Genomic DNA, 19,134 nt, shown 5'->3' with positions numbered 1-19,134 from the left:
CGATGCACATCCTTTGGCGCGGCGACACTCTGCAACGACTGCGGCTCGTTTCCGGGCTCATCCTTTTCACGTTCGCCGCTACGCACTTCATCAATCACGCGCTGGGGCTGATCAGCGTCGACTGGATGCACGTCGTGCAGCAGTGGCGCTGGGTGGTGACGCGATCATGGCCCGGCACCATCGTGCTGCTGGCGGCGCTCCTGACGCATGCTTCGCTCGGCCTCTACAAGCTTGCGGGGCGCGCCACGCTGCGGTTGCCGCGCTGGGAGCTGGTGCAGATCGCTCTCGGCATATCGATCCCCTTCCTCCTGCTTCCGCACATCGTCAACACGCGCATCGCGCACGTGTTCTTCAACGTCAACGACATCTACGTCTACGAGCTCGCCAAGCTGTGGCCGGCCAGCGCTCTCACGCAAAGCCTCCTGCTCCTCATCGTGTGGGTGCATGGCTGCATGGGGATCCATTTCTGGATGCGCCTCTATCCGCCGTATCGACGCGTTTTCCCCCTTCTGCTGACATTAGCGGTGCTCATTCCGCTCGCCTCGCTCGGCGGTTTCGTCGTCGCCGGCAGCAACGTCGCCGCGGCGATCGAGATACCGTCGGTGCTCGACAACCTGAAAGTGCTGACGCGGTGGCCGAACGAGGCCGCGGGCGAGACGCTCGCCTGGCTGCGCAACCTGGTGCGCATCGAGTTCGCCGCCGTGCTGGCGGTCGTCGGCGGCTGCCTCGCGTGGACCTACTTCGCGCGCCTGGCCGGGCCAAAGGTGACGGTCGCCTACACGTCGGGGCCGACCGTGCGCGTGCCGCAAGGCCCGACGCTTCTCGAGATCAGCCGCATGTCGCGCGTGCCGCACGCCTCGGTGTGCGGCGGCCGGGCGCGCTGCTCCACCTGTCGTGTGCGCATCGAGCGGGGCTCGTTCGACCTGCCGCCGCCGACGTTCCCCGAGGTCGTCACCCTCGGCAGCATCGGTGCGCCGCCCAACGTGCGCCTCGCCTGCCAGATCCGGCCCGAGCACTATCTCATCGTCACGCGGCTGCTGAAGTCCGACACCACGGGCCCGGAAGGCGCTGCCATCGAGGAGGCGGATTCGGCCGGAGTCGAGAAGACGCTTGCCGTCATGTTCGTCGACCTGCGCGACTTCACGCGCCTGGCTGAGAAGCGGCTGCCGTTCGACGTCGTCTACGTGCTCAACGAGTTCTTCGGCGTCGTCGGCGCGGCGATCACCGAGCACGGCGGTTGGATCGACAAGTTCCTCGGCGACGGATTGCTCGCCGTGTTCGGCCAGCGTGATGGCATTGAATCCGGCTGCCGGCAAGCGTTGCGTACGGCGCGCGACATCGACCTGGCGCTCGACCACATCAACGCCAAGCTCGAAGCCGAGCTCGGCCGGCCGCTCGCGGTCGGCATCGGCCTCGACGCGGGGCCGCTGCTGCTTGGCCGCATCGGCTACGGCGAATCGGTCGACTTCACGGTGATCGGCAATCCGGTCAACGTCGCGAGCCGGCTCGAGGCGCTGACCAAGGAGCGGGACGTGCAGATCATTCTATCGCGCCAAGTGGCACGGCAGGCGGAGTGGGAGCCTCCGGCCGAGATGACGATGCATGTCGATGTGCGCGGAGTCGCCGAGCCGCTGGAGGTGGTCCAGGTTGGACGTGGACGCGAGTTGCCGGCCGAGGTTCTGGCGAAGCGCGAAAGCGAAGCGGAAACTGAAAAGCCCGCGGCCTGGACCGCGGGCTTTTGGGGGCGTCGCTAGCCGCTCAGTCCTTGTCGCAGGGGAACGAGACGACCCCAGCGTAGGGCACGTCGATCTTGCAGGTCTTGCCGGAACGCTTCAGCTTGATCGGGCCGTCGCCGTTGCCGAGCTCGTCCATAATGCGGGCAAGCACCTTGCCGCGCTTGGCGCCCTTCGGCTCGTCGCCGGCTTCGTCGTCGCCGTCGGCCTTGGCGGTTTCGGTCGGCTCGGTCGCCTCGGGCTTCGCCGGCGCGGCCTTCGCGGCGTCGGTCTTGGTGGCGTCGGTCTTTGCAGCATCGTCGGCGTCGGATTTGGCCGCATCGAGCTGCACTGCATCCGACTTGGCTTCGGTCGCCGGCTTCGCGGCGTCGGCCTTGGCCGTGTCCGTCGGCTTATCTGCAGCCGCGGGCGCCGGTGTGGCCGCGGCGGCTCTCTCGCCCGCTGCGTTGCACTTCTGCAGATCGGCGGGCGCACGCTTCCACGTATAGGTCTCGCTCAGCCACTTGGTGCCGGCGTAACCCATGACGCGCAGCTTGTCGCCGCTGAGAGCCGTCAACTCGACATCGTACTTGGAGCCGCGGTCGGGATCGTAGATCCAGCCGTCGTCCCACTTGTTCTTGCTCACCGACTTGACGTTGCCGATGATCTGCTTGCCGCACTCGCCGGAGTTCTCGGCATCCTTGACCCAGGCGACGTGGCCGCACAGCTTGCCGTTGCAGTCGGTGATCTCGACGGCACCGCGACCGGTATGGTCGATCCACACGCCGATTGGAGAATTGTCGGCACGTGCGGCGGCGGCCGCCAGCATCGCGACCGCGATGGTGGCACTGTGCAGAGCAAATCGGTCGATACGCATATGCACCTCCCAAAGCTGTTCAACTTGACCTATGAAAATGCGGGGCCGCGCGCAAGCGGCCCTAATTCGGCGCGCAAATTCGCATCACACGCGCATGCCGCGCTGTTCCGTGTGGAACAGGCCACAGACCCGTTGCATTCGCTAGCCCTTGATGAAGACGCTAGCGCTGAGCACGGCCTTCCCGCCTGCTTTTTCAGGCGCATAGTAGTGAACGTAGCTCAAAGCGTCATTGCGTTGGTGTGTCCATGTATGGACGCGCATGGGGCCTTCTTGCCACGTTTGATCCGCGGCGCGGCCCATGACCCGCGTCAATTCGCCGAGCAGCAGGTCGGGCTTGCTGCCGGGCACGAGTAGCGAGCAAGCCGTGTTCGTCGCCTTGGCGAACGCAGGCATCTGCTTCTTGAATGCGTCATCCGGCTTGGAGCGCGCGGCGGTGAGAATGAACTCCTCGCCGTGATCGTGATAGCGCCAGGCGAGCAACTTTTCGACCGGCGCTTGCGGCGCATGCGGCTTGAGGTCTTCGCCCGTGAGCTGGTCGTACTCGCCGAAGCCAGCGGCGCGCTCGACGCCTTCGATATCGGGCAGCTGCTTGAGGCAGAGGAAATTGAACTGACCAATGACGCGCGCCGGGCCCTTCTCCTTCGGAATGGTTTGGGCGAGCGCGACCGCGGGCAGCCCGCACGTAAGCGCCATTGCGAGGAGCGGTACCCACATCTGAGAAAGGCGCATCCGCATGGCTGCTGCGCCCGCCGGCTTCAACGCGAGGCGACCGGCGGCGGCGCCGGCGGCCAGCCCGAGGTGTCCTCGGACCACTTGCCTTCGAAGATCATCTTCGCCTGCTCCTCGCACGAGGGTGGCCGTCGCGGCATGCGCGTCCACACCTCGGAGGAGCCGAAGATCGGCAGCAGCATGTAGCCGGTGACCTTCACGCGATTGCGGTCGAGAACCTCGGCGTAGCCCGAGAAGTTCATGCCGTGGTCGGGCACGTAGACGTTGCCGTCCGCCCATGTCCCGTCAGGCTGCTTCTTGAATCCGGTGACGACGACCAGGCCGCACACGAAACGCGATTGCAGCTTGGCGTCGGAGTTGCGGAAGTCGCGCAATGGCCCGCGATCTGGGCCGCGCGGCTTCTTCAGCCAGGCGACACGGCCGCAACGATCTCTGCCGCACGGGCCGAACTGCAGGATGACCTCGCCGTGCGAGTCCATCCAATACCCATCGAGATTTTCTGCGCGCGCCGTCGCCGACATGGCAACGGCGGCAAGGCTCGCCAGGCAAAGTGCGATGGCCTGCATGCGCGTCTCGTTCCTCTCCCAAATCAGTCCGCGACCTGTCCGTCACCCTTTTGCACGAACAGAGGCCGCCGACAATCTATGCACGACGGTCTGGGCGGCAATGCGGCTACTGCTGTGGCCGAAACGATTCCCGTTCATAGCCCGAGTTCTAGCTTTCCCGCGCCCAGCAGCACTACCGTCGCCGCGATGACGAGGATCGACAGCAGGGCCTGCCAGAAATAGGGGCGCGCCCGCAACGCCCCCGCGGTCGAGGTCAGCTCCTGCATGATTACGTAGCCGCCCATGCCACGCCGGAACCAGCCGGTGAGCTGCCCGTCCTGCCCAAGATGCTTCGGCACGCGCCGCCAGCCGGCGAAGAGATCTCCGATGGTGCCGAGCATGGAGCGGAAGTCGGCGGTAACGAGGCCCGTCTTATCCTGGTAGATCACGTCCTCGCCCGCGATGAAGCCAGGATTAGCGCGGCCAATGGCCTTGCCGGTGAGCCGTGCCGGACGCCCGACGACGGGAGAGGCGGCGGGATTGGTCATCAGGCTGGCGACCGTTGCTGCCGGCGCTTCGCCGGACGGGTAGCGCAGCGGCAGCGTGACGAGGACGCCGATCGCGGCGGCGGCGGGGATGAGCGGCCAGTCACCGAGCACACCGGCCAGCACCGCCAGAGCGAGCGGTAGCACGAGGATGCCGAGCTCGTACCAGAACTGGCGCCACAGCGCGCCCTCATCAAGCCGCAAGCGCTGCGCGGCGGCTCGCAAGTCGTATTGCGGGAAGCTTTGCGCCTGCTGGCGAGCAATGTCGCCGAGGTGGGCGATGCGCATGCCGGTCAAGGGGTGCGTGGAGTTGAGCTCGATGAGCCGCGCCCACGGGTTGTGTGTATCGAACAGCATCGCCTCGGAGGCACGCTGAGGATCGCCCAGGTCGCTCTCCGCTTCGAGCCCGGAGTAGCGCGCGTTCTTCACGTCGATGACGCCCATGTGGCGTGTGCTCTGCAGCAGACTGTGCGTGGCGTCGGTGTCCTCGACCTTGACGATGCCGTAAGCGATCTTGACCAGCGCGGCGGCGAGGTGGCGCGCTTCAACGCGCTCGGCGGAGAACGCATCGGCGAGGTATTCGCGCGTGCGGCTGAGGTAATAGAGCAGATAGATGCCGACGTAATAGAGCGCCAGCGCGACGAGGCCGACGAGGGCCTGGCCGTTGTTCTTCTTGCTGCCGCCGCCCGAGCGCGTCGAGCGCATGGCCGCCGCATAGACCTGATAGAGGATCTGCACCAGCGTCCCCGCCGCCGTCATGACGATGAAGTCGCGGTTGACGATATGGCCGAGCTCGTGGGCGACGACGGCGCGTTGCTCATCCTCATTCAGGAACTCGAAGATGCCGTCGGTGACGACGATGCGCGCATTCGAGCGCAGAATGCCGTAGGTGAAGGCGGTGGGGTTGCGGTCGGGGATGAGGCCGAGGCGCGGCGCGCCAAAGCCATACTGACGGGCCGCGTCGTGCATCAGCTGGTACACGCCTGGAAAGCGCGCCTTGACCTCAGCGTCATCGAGAAACGCCATCTTGTTGAACCAGCGCAGCGAGAAATCGCTGATCATCGGGCTGATGAGCCAGATCACGGCGTTGATGGCGATGGTAATGGCGATGGCGAGCCCGAGGTCGACGGTGCCGGCATAGACGAGCAGAGCGAGAACCACGCCGAACACCATGGCGAGCAGCAGGCCAATGGTGATCAACGAGGCAAAGTAAAGTTTGGCCATCGCAATCCCTCTCAATATGCAGGGCGCCGACGCCCCCGGGGTGCGCGCGCCAAAGGGCGGCACCCTAGGGCCGTTCGTGCCCCTCGCAAAGCAGCCGCGTGACCAGATCTCCGATGGCCAGCGATGACGTGAGGCCGGGGCTCTCGATGCCGTAAAGCGCCACGAGACGCTCGATGCCGTGCTGGCGCGGGCCATGGATGGCGAAGTCGGCCACCGGCTCGCCCTCGCGATAGAGCTTCGGGCGCACGCCGACGCTGTCGGGATTGAGCGCGCCAGCGGGGAGCGCCGGCCAATAGCGGCGGATCTCGCTCTCGAAGCGCGCCAGCCGTTTCCCGCCTTGCTCGTCGAACGCGTAGTCGACGCTGTCGCACCATTCGATGTCGGGGCCGAAGCGCGCCCGGCCGCTGACATCCAAAGTGAGATGCACCCCGAGCCAGGCGCCGATCGGCATCGGATAGACGAGATGCTGGAACGGCGCACGCCCCGAGAGGGCAAAGTAGTGTCCGCGCGCCGGGTAGGTCTCCGGCTGTGTGTACCCGGCGCGCCAGGCGAGCATGCGGCCGAGGGCTGTGGCGCCGAGACCGGCGGCGAGCACCAGGTTGCGCGCGGTGAGCGATCCGCGCTCGCTGCCGCTCAGCGTCTCGAGTGTGAATGCATCATCGCCCGCGGCAATGCCGATTACCTCCGTGTTGAGCACCACTGTGCAGCCGCTCGCTGCGATGTGGCCCTCGAGGGCCTGCATCAGGCCATGGCTGTCTATGATGCCGGTCGACGGCGACAGGTAGCCGGCGACGCAGGCGACCTGCGGCTCGAGCGCCCGCACGTCGTCGGCGGAGAGGCGCTTGAGGTCTCCGACACCGTTCTTCGCCGCCGTAGCGGCGATCGCTTCGAGCTTGGGTATCTCGTCGGCTTGCGTGGCGACCAGCAGCTTGCCGCAGCGCTTGTAGGTGACGCCGTTCTCCGCGCAGAACGCGTAGAGCATCTCTTTGCCGCCAACGCACAGCTGCGCGCGCAGGCTCCCCGGCGGATAATAGATGCCGGCGTGGATTACCTCGGAGTTGCGCGCGCTCGTCTCGGTGCCGACGCGGCTGTGCCGCTCCAGAAGCATCACCTCGTGGCCGGCGCGCGCTAAGGCGCGCGCAATCGCAAGACCGATGACCCCCCCGCCGACGACTGCCGTCTCAATATCTGCGGCCAACTTCAGCCCTCTGCGCCAACATTTTGTTCCTGCCCGGTTTTCCACAAGGGAATTGGTGCCCGCGCTACGCTCGAAATATTTCGAATCCTAATTAGGGTGCGTCACGCTACGCACGTCTCACGCCGTGCCTAGCGAAACGCATGGAGGGTCTCATGGCATTTGTCACTGGCGATGTCGTCCCCGTCACGGGGGACGAGCTGCCGTTCAAGGTCGTCTTCAAGCAGGGGGAGACGATCCTGACCGAATGGCTGGTGGAATCGAAAGAGGACGGTGAGCTGCAGATCGTCGAAACCCTGAAGAGCCTGGTCGACGACGACGAGGACGAGGAAGGCGACGACGACGATTGAGGCAGGGGAACCATACGGACAGCCCGCGAGCGAGCTGGCGGTAGCGCGATGCGCGGCCGCCAGCGAACGTCCCGGCAAGCTTGTGGATAACTTTGTTCTGGGTGATCTTTCCCGGCTTGTTTAGTGAACAAAAATAGAACATTATAGGTTTATGCGGTTTACCTTCCTGCATACGGCGGACTGGCAGATCGGCAAGCGCTTCGGCTCGTTTCCGGGCGACAAGCCGGCGGTGCTGCGCGATCAGCGCCTGCAAGCGGTGGACCGGCTGGCGAGCGCGGCCATCGCCGGCGGCTGCTCGGCGGTGCTCGTGGCGGGCGACGTATTCGATGCCGAAACCATTCCCGAGGCACAGAGCGAGCACCTCATCGCTCGCCTCAGGGCCTATCCAGCGCTCGCCTGGCATCTTTTGCCCGGCAATCACGATCCGGCGCGCGCCGGAGGCGTGTGGGGGGCGGTCGTCGCCGGCGGTCTGCCGGCCAACGTGTGCATACATCTCGAAGCCAGGGCGGCGGAGATTGCTCCCGGCGTGGTGCTGCTGCCGGCGCCGCTGACGGCCAAGCGTACGGAAAGCGATCCGACGGCGTGGATGGATCGCGCGCCCTCCGCCGCCGGCGCGCTGCGCATCGGTCTCGCGCACGGCTCCGTGCAGGGCTTCGGCAGCGCCGGGGAGGCCAACGTGCCCATCGATCCGGCGCGCGCCAAGTCGGCGGGGCTCGCCTATCTGGCGCTCGGTGACTGGCACGGCACAACGCGCGTCTCCGAGCGCGCTTGGTATTCCGGCACGCCCGAGCCGGACGGATTTCGCGACAACGATCCCGGCAACGCGCTGATCGTGCGCATCGACGGCGCCGGTGCCCCCAAGGTGGAGCGCGTGCCAACTGCGCACTTCACCTGGCTGCAGCGGGCGCAAAGTCTCAACGGGTTAAACTCGCTCGAGCCACTCGAGGCGGAGGTCGCACGGCTGGGAAGCGCAGCGGCGCGCTGTCTCCTGGCTCTGGAGCTCGCGGGCACGGTGCCGCTCACCGTGTTGGCGCGCATCGAAGAGCGTCTCGGCAAGCTGGCACCGCAACTGTTCCACCTCGCGCCCGACATGCGCGGGGTGAGCGCCTACGCCGACGCGGCCGATCTCGAAGCGCTGAGCTCGCCGGTGCTCGCTGAGATCGCGCAGCGCCTGAAAGCGGCATCCGAGCGGGACGGCGGCGACGCGGCCGTGGCAGGACGTGCGCTGCGGCGGCTGTTCGCGCTGGCACGGCAGGCGGAAGCGGGGGCGCAGGCATGAAGATCCGCGCCATTCGTTTGAAGGAGGTCGGCCGTTTCAGCGCGCCGGTGGCGCTGGAAGGACTGACAGGCGGTCTCGACGTGCTCGCCGGGCCGAACGAGTTCGGCAAGTCCACCATCCTCAAGGCGCTGCGCACCGCCTTGTTCGAGCAGCACCGCTCGAAGCACCGCAAGCTCGAAGCGCTGCGTCCGTATACGGGTGGGGCACCGCTGATCGAGGTCGATTTCGACATCGGCGGTAAGCCGTGGCGCATCCGCAAGCAGTTTCTATCCGCGCCCGCCGCGGAATTGCGCGACCTGCAATCGGGCAGCATCGCGCGTGGCGTCGATGCGGAAACGCGGCTCACCGAGTTGCTCGGCGGCGCGGGTCATTTTGCGCTCCTGTGCGTCGAGCAGGGAACGCCGCTCGCCGCGCTGACGCCGATCGAGACCGGCGGCAAGTCGTTCATGGCGGCGATCGAAAGCGAGGTGGAGAGCGTCGCCGACGGCAGCGCCGCGCGCTTTGTCGAGGCGCGTGTGCGCGATGAGCTGGCAACCCTTTTCACCAGCCACAATCCGCCGCGGCCGACGGGCGTCCTGAAGGCGGCACTCGATGAGCGCGATCAGCTGCTGCGTCAGCTGACAGAGGCTCAGCGGCGCCTCGCCGACGCGCAGGACCGTCTCGACCGGCTCGAGGCCCTCCGCAAGCGGCTATCACAGCTTGCAGACGCGGACGGCGAACATCAGCGCATGCTGGCGGCGGAAGAAGCGCGGCGGCTCTTTACGGAGGCGCACGTGGCACGCGAGAAGTGCAAGGCAGCCGAAGGCGCCGTCGTCTCCTGCGAGCGCCAGCTTGCTGCCGTCACCGCGGTGCTGGAAGCCTTCGACCGCCGCGTCGACGATCTTGCGAGGCTGGAGGTGGCGGCGGACGAGATGGCGCCGTTGCTCGCCGCGTGCGAAGCGCGCGCAAGTGCCTGCGTGGCGCGCACGCTCGAAAGCCGCGCCGCCCGGGACGCGCTGAAGAATGCGATTGCGAGCTTGGAGCGCGACCGGCGGGCGCTGGAGCGGGCCGAACGGCTGGGGCAGCTTGCGCAGCGGTTGCAGGCGGCACGCGCCGCGCACGGTGAACGTGCCGCCATCATCGACGCGCTGGCCGGCAACCCGGCGGAAGACAAGGTCGTCGAGGCCGCACGGCGCGAGGCGGCGAGCATCGCCAAGCTCGAGGCGCGGCTGACGGCGGCGGCACCGCGCGTGTCGCTCGCCTATGCGCCGGGCGCTGAAGGCAAGATCATGGTTGGCGGGCGCCCCCTGGCGGACGGGCAAATGCTGCAGCCGACACGCCCCGTCACGCTGGAGATCGCCGGCGTCGGCACGCTCACCATCGCCCCTGGCCAATCGGACGACGTCGCGCAGGACGAAGCCGATGTCGCTGCCCACCGCCGCCAATTCGCTGCATTGTTGCAGCGCGCTGGCGCCGCTTCGCTGGAGGAGGCGGAAGCGCGCCTTGCCGAGCGCCGCGACGGCGAGGCAAAGCTCGCCGAGGCAACGGCACGCCTCAAGGCATCGGCGCCGGATGGCATCGAGCGGCTGCAGCGCGCCCATGCCGAGCTCGCCGCCCAGGCGCCGGCGGGCGATGCGCTGGAAGCTGTCTCGCAGGATGCCATCGAGGCGCGCGCCCACGAGCTGATGGAGGCGCTCGGCGCCGCCGAAGCGCAGCTCGCCGAGGCCGAGCGCAGCGAGCGGGAGACGCGCGAGGAGCTGGCGACCTTGCGTGCGCGCGTCGCCGGCTATGCCGAGCAGGTCGCCAAGCTGACGGGCGAGCTGGGTGCGCCGCCAGCGCGCGTCGGCGCACGCCTGGAGAAGGCCGCCGCCGTCGGGGCCGCTCAATCGGCGCTGAACGCTGTCGTGCGCGAGGGAGCGGCCTGGCGCGAGAAGGCACCCGACGACGCCCGCCTCGTGGAGCTGAAGCTCGCCGCCGAAGCGGCCGAAATGGCCTGCAAGGGCGCGCGCGAGGAGCTGGCTGGCCTGCGCCGCCTCGAAGCCGGCCTGGAAGGGGAGCTGAAATCCGACCGTGCCGACGACGTTGCGGCACGCGTCGATGAGCTGACGGATCTTTGTGCGCGCGCCGAGACGCGCTGCCGCGACTTGCAGGAGGAAGCTGCTGCCCTGCAGCTGCTGGCTCAAGAGCTCGACGCGGCGGCGACGCGCACGCGCGACCGCTTCGCCAGGCCGGTCATTGCGCGGCTCGAGCCTTATCTGCAACTCGTGTTGCCGCAGGCGCGGCTCGTGTTCGGCGAGGATCTGGCGCCGCAGGCTCTACAGCGCGGCGCGACAAACGAGGAGCTGGCGCGCCTCAGCGACGGCACGCAGGAGCAGCTGGCGCTGCTCGTGCGCCTCGCCTTCGCCCGCCTGCTCGCCGATGCTGGGGCACCGGCGCCGCTCATTCTCGACGACCCGCTGGCGTATGCGGGCGATGAGCGCATCACCCGCATGTTCATGGCGCTCCGTCACGCGGCGCAGAGCCATCAGGTTCTGGTGCTGACCTGCCGCGAGCGCGCCTTCGAGGAGCTGGGCGGGCATCGCATCACGCTTTCCGCCTGGGGAGATGCCCGCGCCGCCGCTTGATCGCACAACGCGCGCCAACGAAAACCCCGGGCTCTGTGCAGGGCCCGGGGTCGAGCTTGATCGCGCGGATGAGCGGTCGGCGCTCAGCCCAGGTTGCCAGTGCCGTTGAGCGAGGGGATGTCGGGCTTCTGGGCATCGGCGGTCGGATCGTCCGAGCGGCGCGACTTGCCCTCGAAAAACGCACCCTGCTCGATGGCCAGCGCCTGGTGGAAGATATCGCCTTCGACATGGCTGGAGGACTGCAGCATGACGCGCTTGCCGCGCACCGAGCCCATAACGTGTCCGCGCACGACGATTTCCTCGGCGACGATGCCGCCGGTGATGCGCGCCTTCTCGCCGATGACGACGTAGGTGCCTTGAATGTCGCCCTGAATCTCGCCGTCGATCTGCACTTCGCCCTTGGAGACGAGGTTGCCGTTGATCGTCAAATCGGGGCCGATAACCGAGGGGGCATTACGCTCGGAGGGCCGGGCGAGGCCGAGCGAGCGGGCCGAGGCTCCGGGCGTCGGCGGCGCGCTGGCAGGCGTGAAGCTCGGGCTGACCTTAGGTGGCTCAGTCTCGGATCTCTTGAAATTCGGCAACATAAGCGTGCACCTCTGCTCTGACGCAACGATCGCAACCGTTAGGGTGTAGCTAAGCGATGGGGATCAAAGCGGCATTTGCTGCCGAAGGTCCCCCCCTCTGGCCATCTAAGCACATATCCCGGCGTGGGTCATCGGGCGTGGCGCGGCGAGCGGCACAAATTGTGTGCATCGTAACCGCCGCTGGCGCCTATCCTTTCATCGCGCGGACAGCGGCAAGCACCTCCTCGGCATGGCCAGGCACGCGGACATTGCGCCACACACGAGCGATGTTGCCAGACTTATCTATCAGGAATGTGGCGCGCTCGACGCCCATGTACTTGCGGCCGTACATCGACTTCTCGACCCATACCCCGTAGGCCTCGGCCACGCTGCGGGCTTCATCCGACAACAGCCGAACGTCTAGCGCGTGCTTCTCCTGAAACTTGCGGTGGCTGGCGGGGCTGTCGGGGGAAATTCCCAAAAGCTCGGCTTGGGCGCCTCTGAACTCGCCGGCGAGGCAGGTGAAGTCCTTGGCCTCCGCAGTGCAGCCGGAGGTATCGTCCTTCGGGTAGAAATAAACGACCACGGGATGCCCGCGCAGCGCCGAGAGCTCGACCGTCTGGCCGTCACCGTCAGGCAACGCGAAATCGGGCGCCGCCATGCCGTTCTCGATGGTCACCGAGATGCCTTTCTTTTGTCGCTTTTCCCCGTGCACGTGAACCGCGTCGCACGACAACATTGCTCGTTGCACCTGAGGCTTAGCGGCGCGCATTGGGCCGTGCAAGGGCGGTTGCGCGCTTTGGCGTCGGGCGGCGCGGGGACCGGGCACGGGGGTGCCGAAACGGGGCGACGGCGCTGCGCCTTGAGCGCGCATCAAGCGCCTATTGTTGTTTGCGTCGGGACTAGGTCTCGAAACAGTCGAGGGGCCGGGCTTGCAAACGACCGGAAGACCAAAGACACAATCCGGCTACGCAACGGCGCGCAACGAGGAGCAGACGTCAACCCTCAGGCGCAGGGTGACGACGGCCGCCGTCGCTTGCGACCACGTACTGCACGGCGTCGGGCGCTCGGTGTTCATCCTCGCTCCGTTCATGATGCTGGCGCTGCTCGTCGCCGGGCTCGGCTATGTCCGCCTGCGTCATGGTCCCATTTCGCTCGATTTCCTCGTCGAGCCGATCGAGCGCGGCATCAACGCCGAGCTCGGCGGCAACTCGGTGCGCATCGATGACGCCGTCGTCAGCCTATCGGAGACCGGCGGCCTCGAGTTCCGGCTGCGCAATATCCGCCTGCACGAGACCGACGGCGACGTCGTCGCCTCGGCGCCGTTCGCCGCCGTCGAGCTGAGCACGTCGGCCCTGTGGTCGATGCGCATCGTGCCGGCGCGCATCGAGCTCATCGAGCCGCGCCTGTTCCTCTTCTATTCGGAGGGCGGCGGCTTGGCGCTCAGCTTCTCCAAGCCGGTTGTGAGCGCGGCGGAGGACGTCGCCGCCGCCGCGCCGGCCCCCGTGGCCCCGGCCCCCGTGCCGGCAGCCCGACCGACGCCGTCCATGGCTCCCGCAGCGGAAGCGGCGGGACCGCTGAAGCGCATCGATCTGGCGCGGGTGGTGACGGATATGTCCTCGCGCGCGCGCCAGCGCCTGGATGCGACCTCCTACCTGCGCGAGGTCGGCTTGCGTAACGCGACCGTGCTGCTCGACTACGCCGGGCGCACGACCGAGTGGCGCGTGCCGAGCCTCATCGTCGGGTTGATGCACGCCCGCACCCGCAGCGTCATCGCCGGCCGGGCGAGCGTGGCGGCGGCCGGCGGCAAGCCGTGGCAGCTAACGTTCGAGACCGACGAATCGGAGCGCAACCGCACGCTGACCATCAAGACGTCGCTGAGCGATCTCGTGCCGCGCTCGATCGCCGGCATGCTGCCGCAGCTCAGCCTCCTGCAGGCGCTCGATGTTCCCGTCGACGGTAACGCAGCGCTGGAATTGACCAGCGACGGCGAGGTGCGCACGGCGACGCTCGCCATCGGCATTGGACACGGCAGCTTGCGCCTGCCGGCCTTGCCCGAGGCACCGCTCGAGGTCGACGGCGGCTCCATCAACCTCGCCTACGACGGTGGCGCCGAAAAGGTGACTCTGGCGCCCTCCACGCTCAGCTGGCGCGGCAGCCGCGTGACCATCTCCGGCAGCGCGGCGGCTGAGAAGGGCGATGCCGAGTACGCGGCGTGGACATACCAGCTGCGGGCCGACGCAGGCTCGTTTGCGGCCGAGGAATTCAACGTCGCAGCGGTCGCGCTCGACGAATGGCGCGCCAGCGGACGTATCGTGCCGCGCCGCGGTGAGGTCGAACTCGCCGAGTTCAAGCTGCGCGCCGGCGGAGCCGAGATTGCACTGACGGGCAATCTCGTCACCGGCGTCGAGCCGGCCAGCACGCGGCTCGAAGGCAGCTTGAGCCCCATGCCGCTCAACACGCTCAAAGCGCTGTGGCCGAAGGCGATCGCACCGGGCGCACGCGAATGGGTGGGCGAGCGCGTCGATCGCGCTTCTGTTCTCGGCGGCAAGTTCCGCTTCTTGAGCGGCGCTCACATGGCTCCGGAAGTGAGCGTCGGGCCGCAGGAGCACCAGCTGTCGTTCTTCTTGGACACCGCCGATCTCGAAATGCGCGTCATCGACGAGCTGCCGCCGGTCGCTGCGCCGCGCGCCACGACCCGGATCGAGAACGACGGGCTGGAGGTGAACATCCCGGAAGCAGCCATCGTTCTGGCGCCGGATCGGAGCGTGCCGCTGCAAGCCGGTCGCTTCACCGCCGTCGACATCATGAGCGATGTCCCCGTCGGCGAGATCGTCTTCGCCTCGCAGGCGACCGTCGGCTCGGTTCTCGAGGTGCTCGAACGCTCGCAACCCGACATCGTCGAGGAGATCGGCCTGCCGCGCGAGGGAATCGAGGGCAAGATCGAGACGAAGTTCAAGATCGGATTGCCGCTGCTCGCCGATCTGCCGGCGAGCGCCGTCAAGGTGGAGGGCAAGGGCCGCATCACCGACGGTCGCGTCAACAAGTTCCTCGGCACCTATCAGGTGCAGAGCGCCAGCTTCGATATCGACATGTCCGAAAAAGCCGCCGGCGCCAACGGCCAGATGCTGGTCAACGGCGTGTTGGCGAAGCTGAGCTGGCAGAGGATCTTCGATGCACCACTCGACAAGCAGCCGCCGCTGCGCCTGACGGCGACACTCGACAACACCGACCGCAGCCAGCTCGGTCTCGACATCAACCACATGGTGCAAGGCGAGGTGCCGATCGAGCTGACTGTCGGGCGCGGAGCGCGCGATGAATCTACGGTGCGCCTGCACGCCGATCTCACCAACGCCGACCTCGTTCTCGAGAACGTCGCCTGGCGCAAGCCTCCCGGGCGCTCGGCGAGCCTGCAGTGCGACATCGCGCGCGGCAAGACGCACAAGACCGAATTGCAGAACTTCAAGGTCGCCGGCGACGACATCGCCATCGAGGGTTGGGCGGCGATCGATGCCGACAACCGCCTGCGTGAATTCTATTTCCCCGATTTCTCCCTCAATGTGGTGACGCGCATGGAGGTGCAAGGCACGCTCGGACGCGACGACGTATGGAAGGTGAAGGCACGCGGGCCGACGTTCGACGGGCGCGACTTCTTCCGCTCGTTGTTCTCCCTCGGACAGCTCGCCGACAAGGCGCCGCCGAAGCCGAAGAACCCGCGCGAGGGCATCGACCTCGATGCCGAGATCGGCACCATCATCGGCCATCGCGAGGTGTCGCTGCGCAATCTGAAGATGAAGCTGTCGAAGCGCGGCGACAAGCTGACGGCGCTCGACGTGCGCAGCACGCTTGACGGCGGCAAGCCGCTGGCCGTGGTGCTGCGCCAGGACCCCGGGCAGCCGCGCAAGCTGTTCGCCGATTCGACCGACGCCGGCCAGGCGTTCAAGCTCATCGACTTCTATCCCAACATTCAGGGTGGACGCGTACGCCTCGAGGTCAATCTCGAAGGCAAGGGCGCCGCCGAGAAGACCGGCATCTTGTGGGTCGAGCAGTTCCGCATCCTCGGCGACCCGGTCGTCTCCGAGGTATTCGGCAGCGCCGACGACGGGCGCCCGGCCATCGACGGCGCCACGGCGCGTCCGGGCAAGCAGCAAGTGGTGCGCGAGGTGTTCGATTTTACGCTCATGCGCGTGCCGTTCTCGGTCGGCTATGGCCAGTTCGTGTTGAGCGACTCCCAATTGCGTGGGCCCATGCTCGGCGCCTCAATGCGCGGCAAGGTCGACTACAAGATGCGGCGCGTGAACCTCGGCGGCACCTACGTACCGCTGCAAGGCCTCTCCGCCGGGCTGTGCGAAATTCCGCTCTTCGGTCAGATCATCACCGGGCCCAAGTGCGAGGGCATTTCCGGCATCACCTTCGCCATTCAGGGCTCGATGGACAGGCCGGAGGTGATCGTCAATCCGCTGTCGATGCTGGCGCCGGGCATCTTCCGCGACATCTTCCAGATGACCCCATTCGATCCGAAGGTGCAGCGGCGCGACGACGAGGGCGCGAGCAACAGCGACGAGAACGTGCGTGCGTCGAGCACCACGATCGGCAGTCCCGCCGATGTGGGAGAGCCGACCGCCGCGCCGGGAACCATGGTCGGCTCCGACACCGTCGACGGCTGGTCGTCGCAGACGGTCTCGCCGCCCACGCGCAAGCAGTGAGCCGGCTCACACCGGCTTCAGCAGCACGTGCTTCTTCTTGCCGAGCGACAGCTTAATGGCGCCGTCGGCGGCGACGTCGGCCACGGTGAGCTGTGTCTTCTCGTCGACCACCGGCCGATCGTTGACGCGCAGACCGCCGCCTTGGATCTGCCGCCGCGCCTCGCCGTTGGATTTGACGAGCCCTGCCTGCACGAAGGCGGTGAGCACGCCGATGCCGCCCTCGAGCTCGGCCTTGGCGAGCTCGACGGTAGGCAGCCCCTCGGCGGCAGCGCCCTGCTCGAACGTCTTGCGCGCCGTCTCCGCCGCCGCCTCGGCCTTCTCACGCCCGTGCAGGAGCGCCGTCGCCTCGGTGGCGAGCGTCTTCTTCGCCTCGTTGATCTCGGCGCCCTTGAGGGCGGCGAGCTTGGCGACCTCGGCCAGCGGCAGCGTCGTATAGAGCTTCAAGAAGCGCTCGACGTCGGCGTCCTCCGTGTTGCGCCAGAACTGCCAGTACTCGTAAGCGGAAAGCTGCTCCTCATTGAGCCAGACAGCGCCCGCGGCCGTCTTGCCCATCTTGGCACCAGAAGCAGTGGTGAGCAGCGGACAGGTGAGCGCATAGAGCTGCGGGGTTCCCATGCGGCGGCCGAGGTCGATGCCGGTGACGATGTTGCCCCACTGGTCGGAGCCGCCCATTTGCAGGCGGCACTCGTAGCGGCGTGCCAGCTCGACGAAGTCGTAGGCCTGCAGCAGCATGTAGTTGAACTCGATGAACGACAGCTCCTGCTCGCGCTCGAGGCGCAGCTTGGCCGAATCCATCGTCAGCATGCGATTGACCGAGAAGTGGCGGCCGACGTCGCGCAGGAAGGCGATGTAGTTGAGGCGCGCCAGCCATTCGGCGTTATCGACCATGGCCGCATCGGTGGGGCCGGAGCCGAAGGTGAGGAACTTGGCGAAGGCCTGCTGCATGCCGGTCTTGTTGCGCTCGATATCCTCGAGCGTGATGATTTTTCGGGTCTCGTCCTTGCCGGAGGGATCGCCGACCTGGGTGGTGCCGCCGCCCATGAGCACGATGGGCTTGCCGCCGGTCTGTTGCAGCCAGTGCAGCATCATGATGGAAATGAGGCTGCCGACGTGCAGCGACGGCGCCGTACAATCGTACCCGACATAGGCGATAAGGCCGCCCTTGCCGGCCAGCTCATCGAGGCCGGCCGTATCCGAGCACTGGTGAATGAACCCGCGCTGGGTAAGAATCTTCAGAAAGTCGGATTTGAGTTGGGTCATCGCTTCGCTATCACAGTCAGCCGGTTCGCAGCAGCGGCGGCGGGAACATGCACGGGAAGGTCTTCATGGGCAAGCTGCGGCGCGCGCTCGGGCTGATGAGCGGTACATCGATGGACGGCATCGACGTGGCGCTGCTCGATACGGACGGTGATCGCGAGCTGCGGCACGGGCCGGCGGCGAGCTATGCCTATCCGACCGAGATCAAGGTCAAGCTTCGCGCCGCCCTTGCCGAGGCCAAGGGACTGAGCGAGCGCGCCTCGCGCCCGGGCAGCCTCGGCGAGGTCGAGCGGGCGCTGACCGAGCTCAACGCCGAGGCGGTCGACCGCTTCTTGCGCACCAACGGCGTCGACAAGGGCCAGATCGACATCATCGGCTATCACGGGCAGACGGTGCTGCACGATGCTCCGCGCGGGCTCACCGTGCAGCTCGGCGATGGGCGCCTGCTGGCCGAGCGCACGGGCATCGACGTCGTCTTCGATTTGCGTGCTGCCGACGTTGCGGCGGGCGGGCAGGGGGCGCCGCTGGTGCCCGTCTATCACCGCGCACTCGCCGCCCAGGTGCCGGAGCTGCCGGCGGCGTTTCTCAACATCGGCGGCGTCGCCAACGTGACGTGGATCGGCCGCGATGGCCGCATGCTCGCCTTCGACACCGGCCCGGGCAACGCGCTCCTCGACGACTGGGTGCTGGCACGCACCGGCGCCGCCCACGACGCCGGCGGTGCGCTGGCAGCGCGCGGGCGGTGCCACGACGACGTGCTGCAGAGCCTGCTGACCAATGCCTATTTCGGCAAGCCGCCGCCGAAGTCGCTCGACCGCAACGACTTCAGCTCGGCGGCGCTCGAGGAGCTTTCGCTCGAGGACGGCGCCGCGACGCTCACCGCCTTCACGGCGGCGGCCATCGGGCGCGCCCGCGAGCACATGCCGGAGGAGCCGCGCATCTGGGTCGTGTGCGGCGGCGGACGCAAGAACAAGACGCTGATGGCGATGATCGCCGCGCGCGTGCAGAACGCGGTGGTGCCGGCCGAGGCGCTCGGTCTCGACGGCGACTTCATCGAGGCGGAGGCGTGGGCCTATCTCGCCGTGCGCTCGGCGTTGAAGCTGCCGATCACCTTCCCCGAGACGACGGGCGCGCCGGCGCCGATGACCGGCGGCGTGCTGCTCGGCCCCCGCTGAGCACGGCTTCTCAGCCTCGCGGACTGAGCGCCCCGAGTGATATCAAAGAGCGAGGGAGCGCGGGCGCCAAACGACCGCGCACCGCGGCGGTGAGCCCGGGATCATGCGCACGGGGGGCGGGGCGGTCCTGGCCCTCATCATTGTCTAGGTCTGGAAGCGGCCATCGCCGCCCCACCCAGGCACGAGCGCCGATCACCCACCATTCCCCGGATCGCTTCCGATGCCCGGGGCGTCACCGACATTTTCGCGTCGGCGGCAGAATGACCTTAGGGCTACGCTTACGGCCCTGGCGACATCGTGCCGGCCCATCTCCTGCAGGTCCGCCAGCGCACGTCTGCACCCCGGGTCTTCGAAATGGGCTGGCGGGATTCTAC

Annotated in this window: 14 protein-coding genes; 6 read left to right on the top strand and 8 right to left on the bottom strand. The window is 67.5% G+C overall.

From position 1 onward, the window contains the following. Positions 1–2 precede the first annotated feature (2 nt). Positions 3–1,754, top strand: a complete 1,752-nt coding sequence (locus F9K20_RS19515) for an adenylate/guanylate cyclase domain-containing protein (protein WP_291005921.1) — start codon at positions 3–5, stop codon at positions 1,752–1,754. 4 nt (positions 1,755–1,758) lie between these two features. On the opposite strand, the gene F9K20_RS19510 is transcribed toward F9K20_RS19515, so the two are convergent. The 5 genes from F9K20_RS19510 to F9K20_RS19490 form a co-directional block, all read right to left on the bottom strand. Further along, positions 1,759–2,589 carry a DUF2147 domain-containing protein gene (locus tag F9K20_RS19510; protein ID WP_291005918.1) on the bottom strand — a complete coding sequence of 277 codons (831 nt, stop codon included), beginning with the start codon at positions 2,587–2,589 and terminating at the stop codon, positions 1,759–1,761. A 141-nt stretch (positions 2,590–2,730) separates the two neighbouring features. After that, a complete protein-coding gene (locus F9K20_RS19505; RefSeq protein WP_291005915.1) occupies positions 2,731–3,318 on the bottom strand; it encodes a hypothetical protein in 588 nt (195 codons plus the stop codon). Between the two features lie 26 nt (positions 3,319–3,344). Next, a complete protein-coding gene (locus F9K20_RS19500; protein ID WP_291005913.1) occupies positions 3,345–3,884 on the bottom strand; it encodes a DUF2147 domain-containing protein in 540 nt (179 codons plus the stop codon). A 134-nt stretch (positions 3,885–4,018) separates the two neighbouring features. Next, positions 4,019–5,632 (bottom strand): M48 family metalloprotease, encoded by a 1,614-nt coding sequence (locus F9K20_RS19495; protein ID WP_291005910.1) that lies wholly within the window; start codon positions 5,630–5,632, stop codon positions 4,019–4,021. A gap of 64 nt (positions 5,633–5,696) precedes the next feature. Further along, on the bottom strand, positions 5,697–6,830 hold the full coding sequence (locus tag F9K20_RS19490) for an NAD(P)/FAD-dependent oxidoreductase (protein WP_291005907.1): 1,134 nt from the start codon (positions 6,828–6,830) through the stop codon (positions 5,697–5,699). 152 nt (positions 6,831–6,982) lie between these two features. On the opposite strand from F9K20_RS19490, the gene F9K20_RS19485 reads away from it, so the two are divergent. The 3 genes from F9K20_RS19485 to F9K20_RS19475 all read left to right on the top strand — a co-directional run bounded on the left by F9K20_RS19485 (position 6,983) and on the right by F9K20_RS19475 (position 11,059). Then, positions 6,983–7,177 carry a hypothetical protein gene (locus tag F9K20_RS19485; RefSeq protein ID WP_291005904.1) on the top strand — a complete coding sequence of 65 codons (195 nt, stop codon included), beginning with the start codon at positions 6,983–6,985 and terminating at the stop codon, positions 7,175–7,177. A gap of 151 nt (positions 7,178–7,328) precedes the next feature. After that, positions 7,329–8,456 carry a metallophosphoesterase gene (locus F9K20_RS19480; protein ID WP_291005901.1) on the top strand — a complete coding sequence of 376 codons (1,128 nt, stop codon included), beginning with the start codon at positions 7,329–7,331 and terminating at the stop codon, positions 8,454–8,456. Further along, a complete protein-coding gene (locus F9K20_RS19475; RefSeq protein ID WP_291005900.1) occupies positions 8,453–11,059 on the top strand; it encodes an AAA family ATPase in 2,607 nt (868 codons plus the stop codon). The genes F9K20_RS19480 and F9K20_RS19475 overlap by 4 nt, the downstream gene beginning before the upstream one ends. Before the next feature lie 83 nt (positions 11,060–11,142). Here the strand turns inward: F9K20_RS19475 and F9K20_RS19470 are convergent, their stop codons facing one another. Then, the gene (locus F9K20_RS19470; protein WP_291005897.1) at positions 11,143–11,643 is read right to left on the bottom strand and encodes a polymer-forming cytoskeletal protein; all 501 of its coding nucleotides are present in this window, start codon (positions 11,641–11,643) and stop codon (positions 11,143–11,145) included. Positions 11,644–11,830: 187 nt separating this feature from the next. After that, positions 11,831–12,361 carry a thioredoxin-dependent thiol peroxidase gene (bcp, locus tag F9K20_RS19465; protein WP_291005895.1) on the bottom strand — a complete coding sequence of 177 codons (531 nt, stop codon included), beginning with the start codon at positions 12,359–12,361 and terminating at the stop codon, positions 11,831–11,833. 193 nt (positions 12,362–12,554) lie between these two features. Between bcp and F9K20_RS19460 the strand changes: the two genes are divergently transcribed. Further along, positions 12,555–16,328: an AsmA-like C-terminal region-containing protein gene (locus F9K20_RS19460; RefSeq protein ID WP_291005892.1), complete on the top strand. Its 3,774-nt coding sequence runs from the start codon at positions 12,555–12,557 to the stop codon at positions 16,326–16,328. A 6-nt stretch (positions 16,329–16,334) separates the two neighbouring features. Here the strand turns inward: F9K20_RS19460 and tyrS are convergent, their stop codons facing one another. Beyond that, the gene (gene tyrS / locus F9K20_RS19455) at positions 16,335–17,588 is read right to left on the bottom strand and encodes a tyrosine--tRNA ligase (RefSeq protein WP_291005889.1); all 1,254 of its coding nucleotides are present in this window, start codon (positions 17,586–17,588) and stop codon (positions 16,335–16,337) included. Positions 17,589–17,653: 65 nt separating this feature from the next. Between tyrS and F9K20_RS19450 the strand changes: the two genes are divergently transcribed. Further along, positions 17,654–18,760: an anhydro-N-acetylmuramic acid kinase gene (locus tag F9K20_RS19450; protein ID WP_291005956.1), complete on the top strand. Its 1,107-nt coding sequence runs from the start codon at positions 17,654–17,656 to the stop codon at positions 18,758–18,760. Positions 18,761–19,134: the final 374 nt, after the last annotated feature.

This window comes from Hyphomicrobium sp. (assembly GCF_009026145.1).
GTDB lineage: Bacteria > Pseudomonadota > Alphaproteobacteria > Rhizobiales > Hyphomicrobiaceae > Hyphomicrobium_A.
Note: the sequence above shows the minus strand (reverse complement) of the source record. Positions and strands in the feature narration are given on the sequence as shown.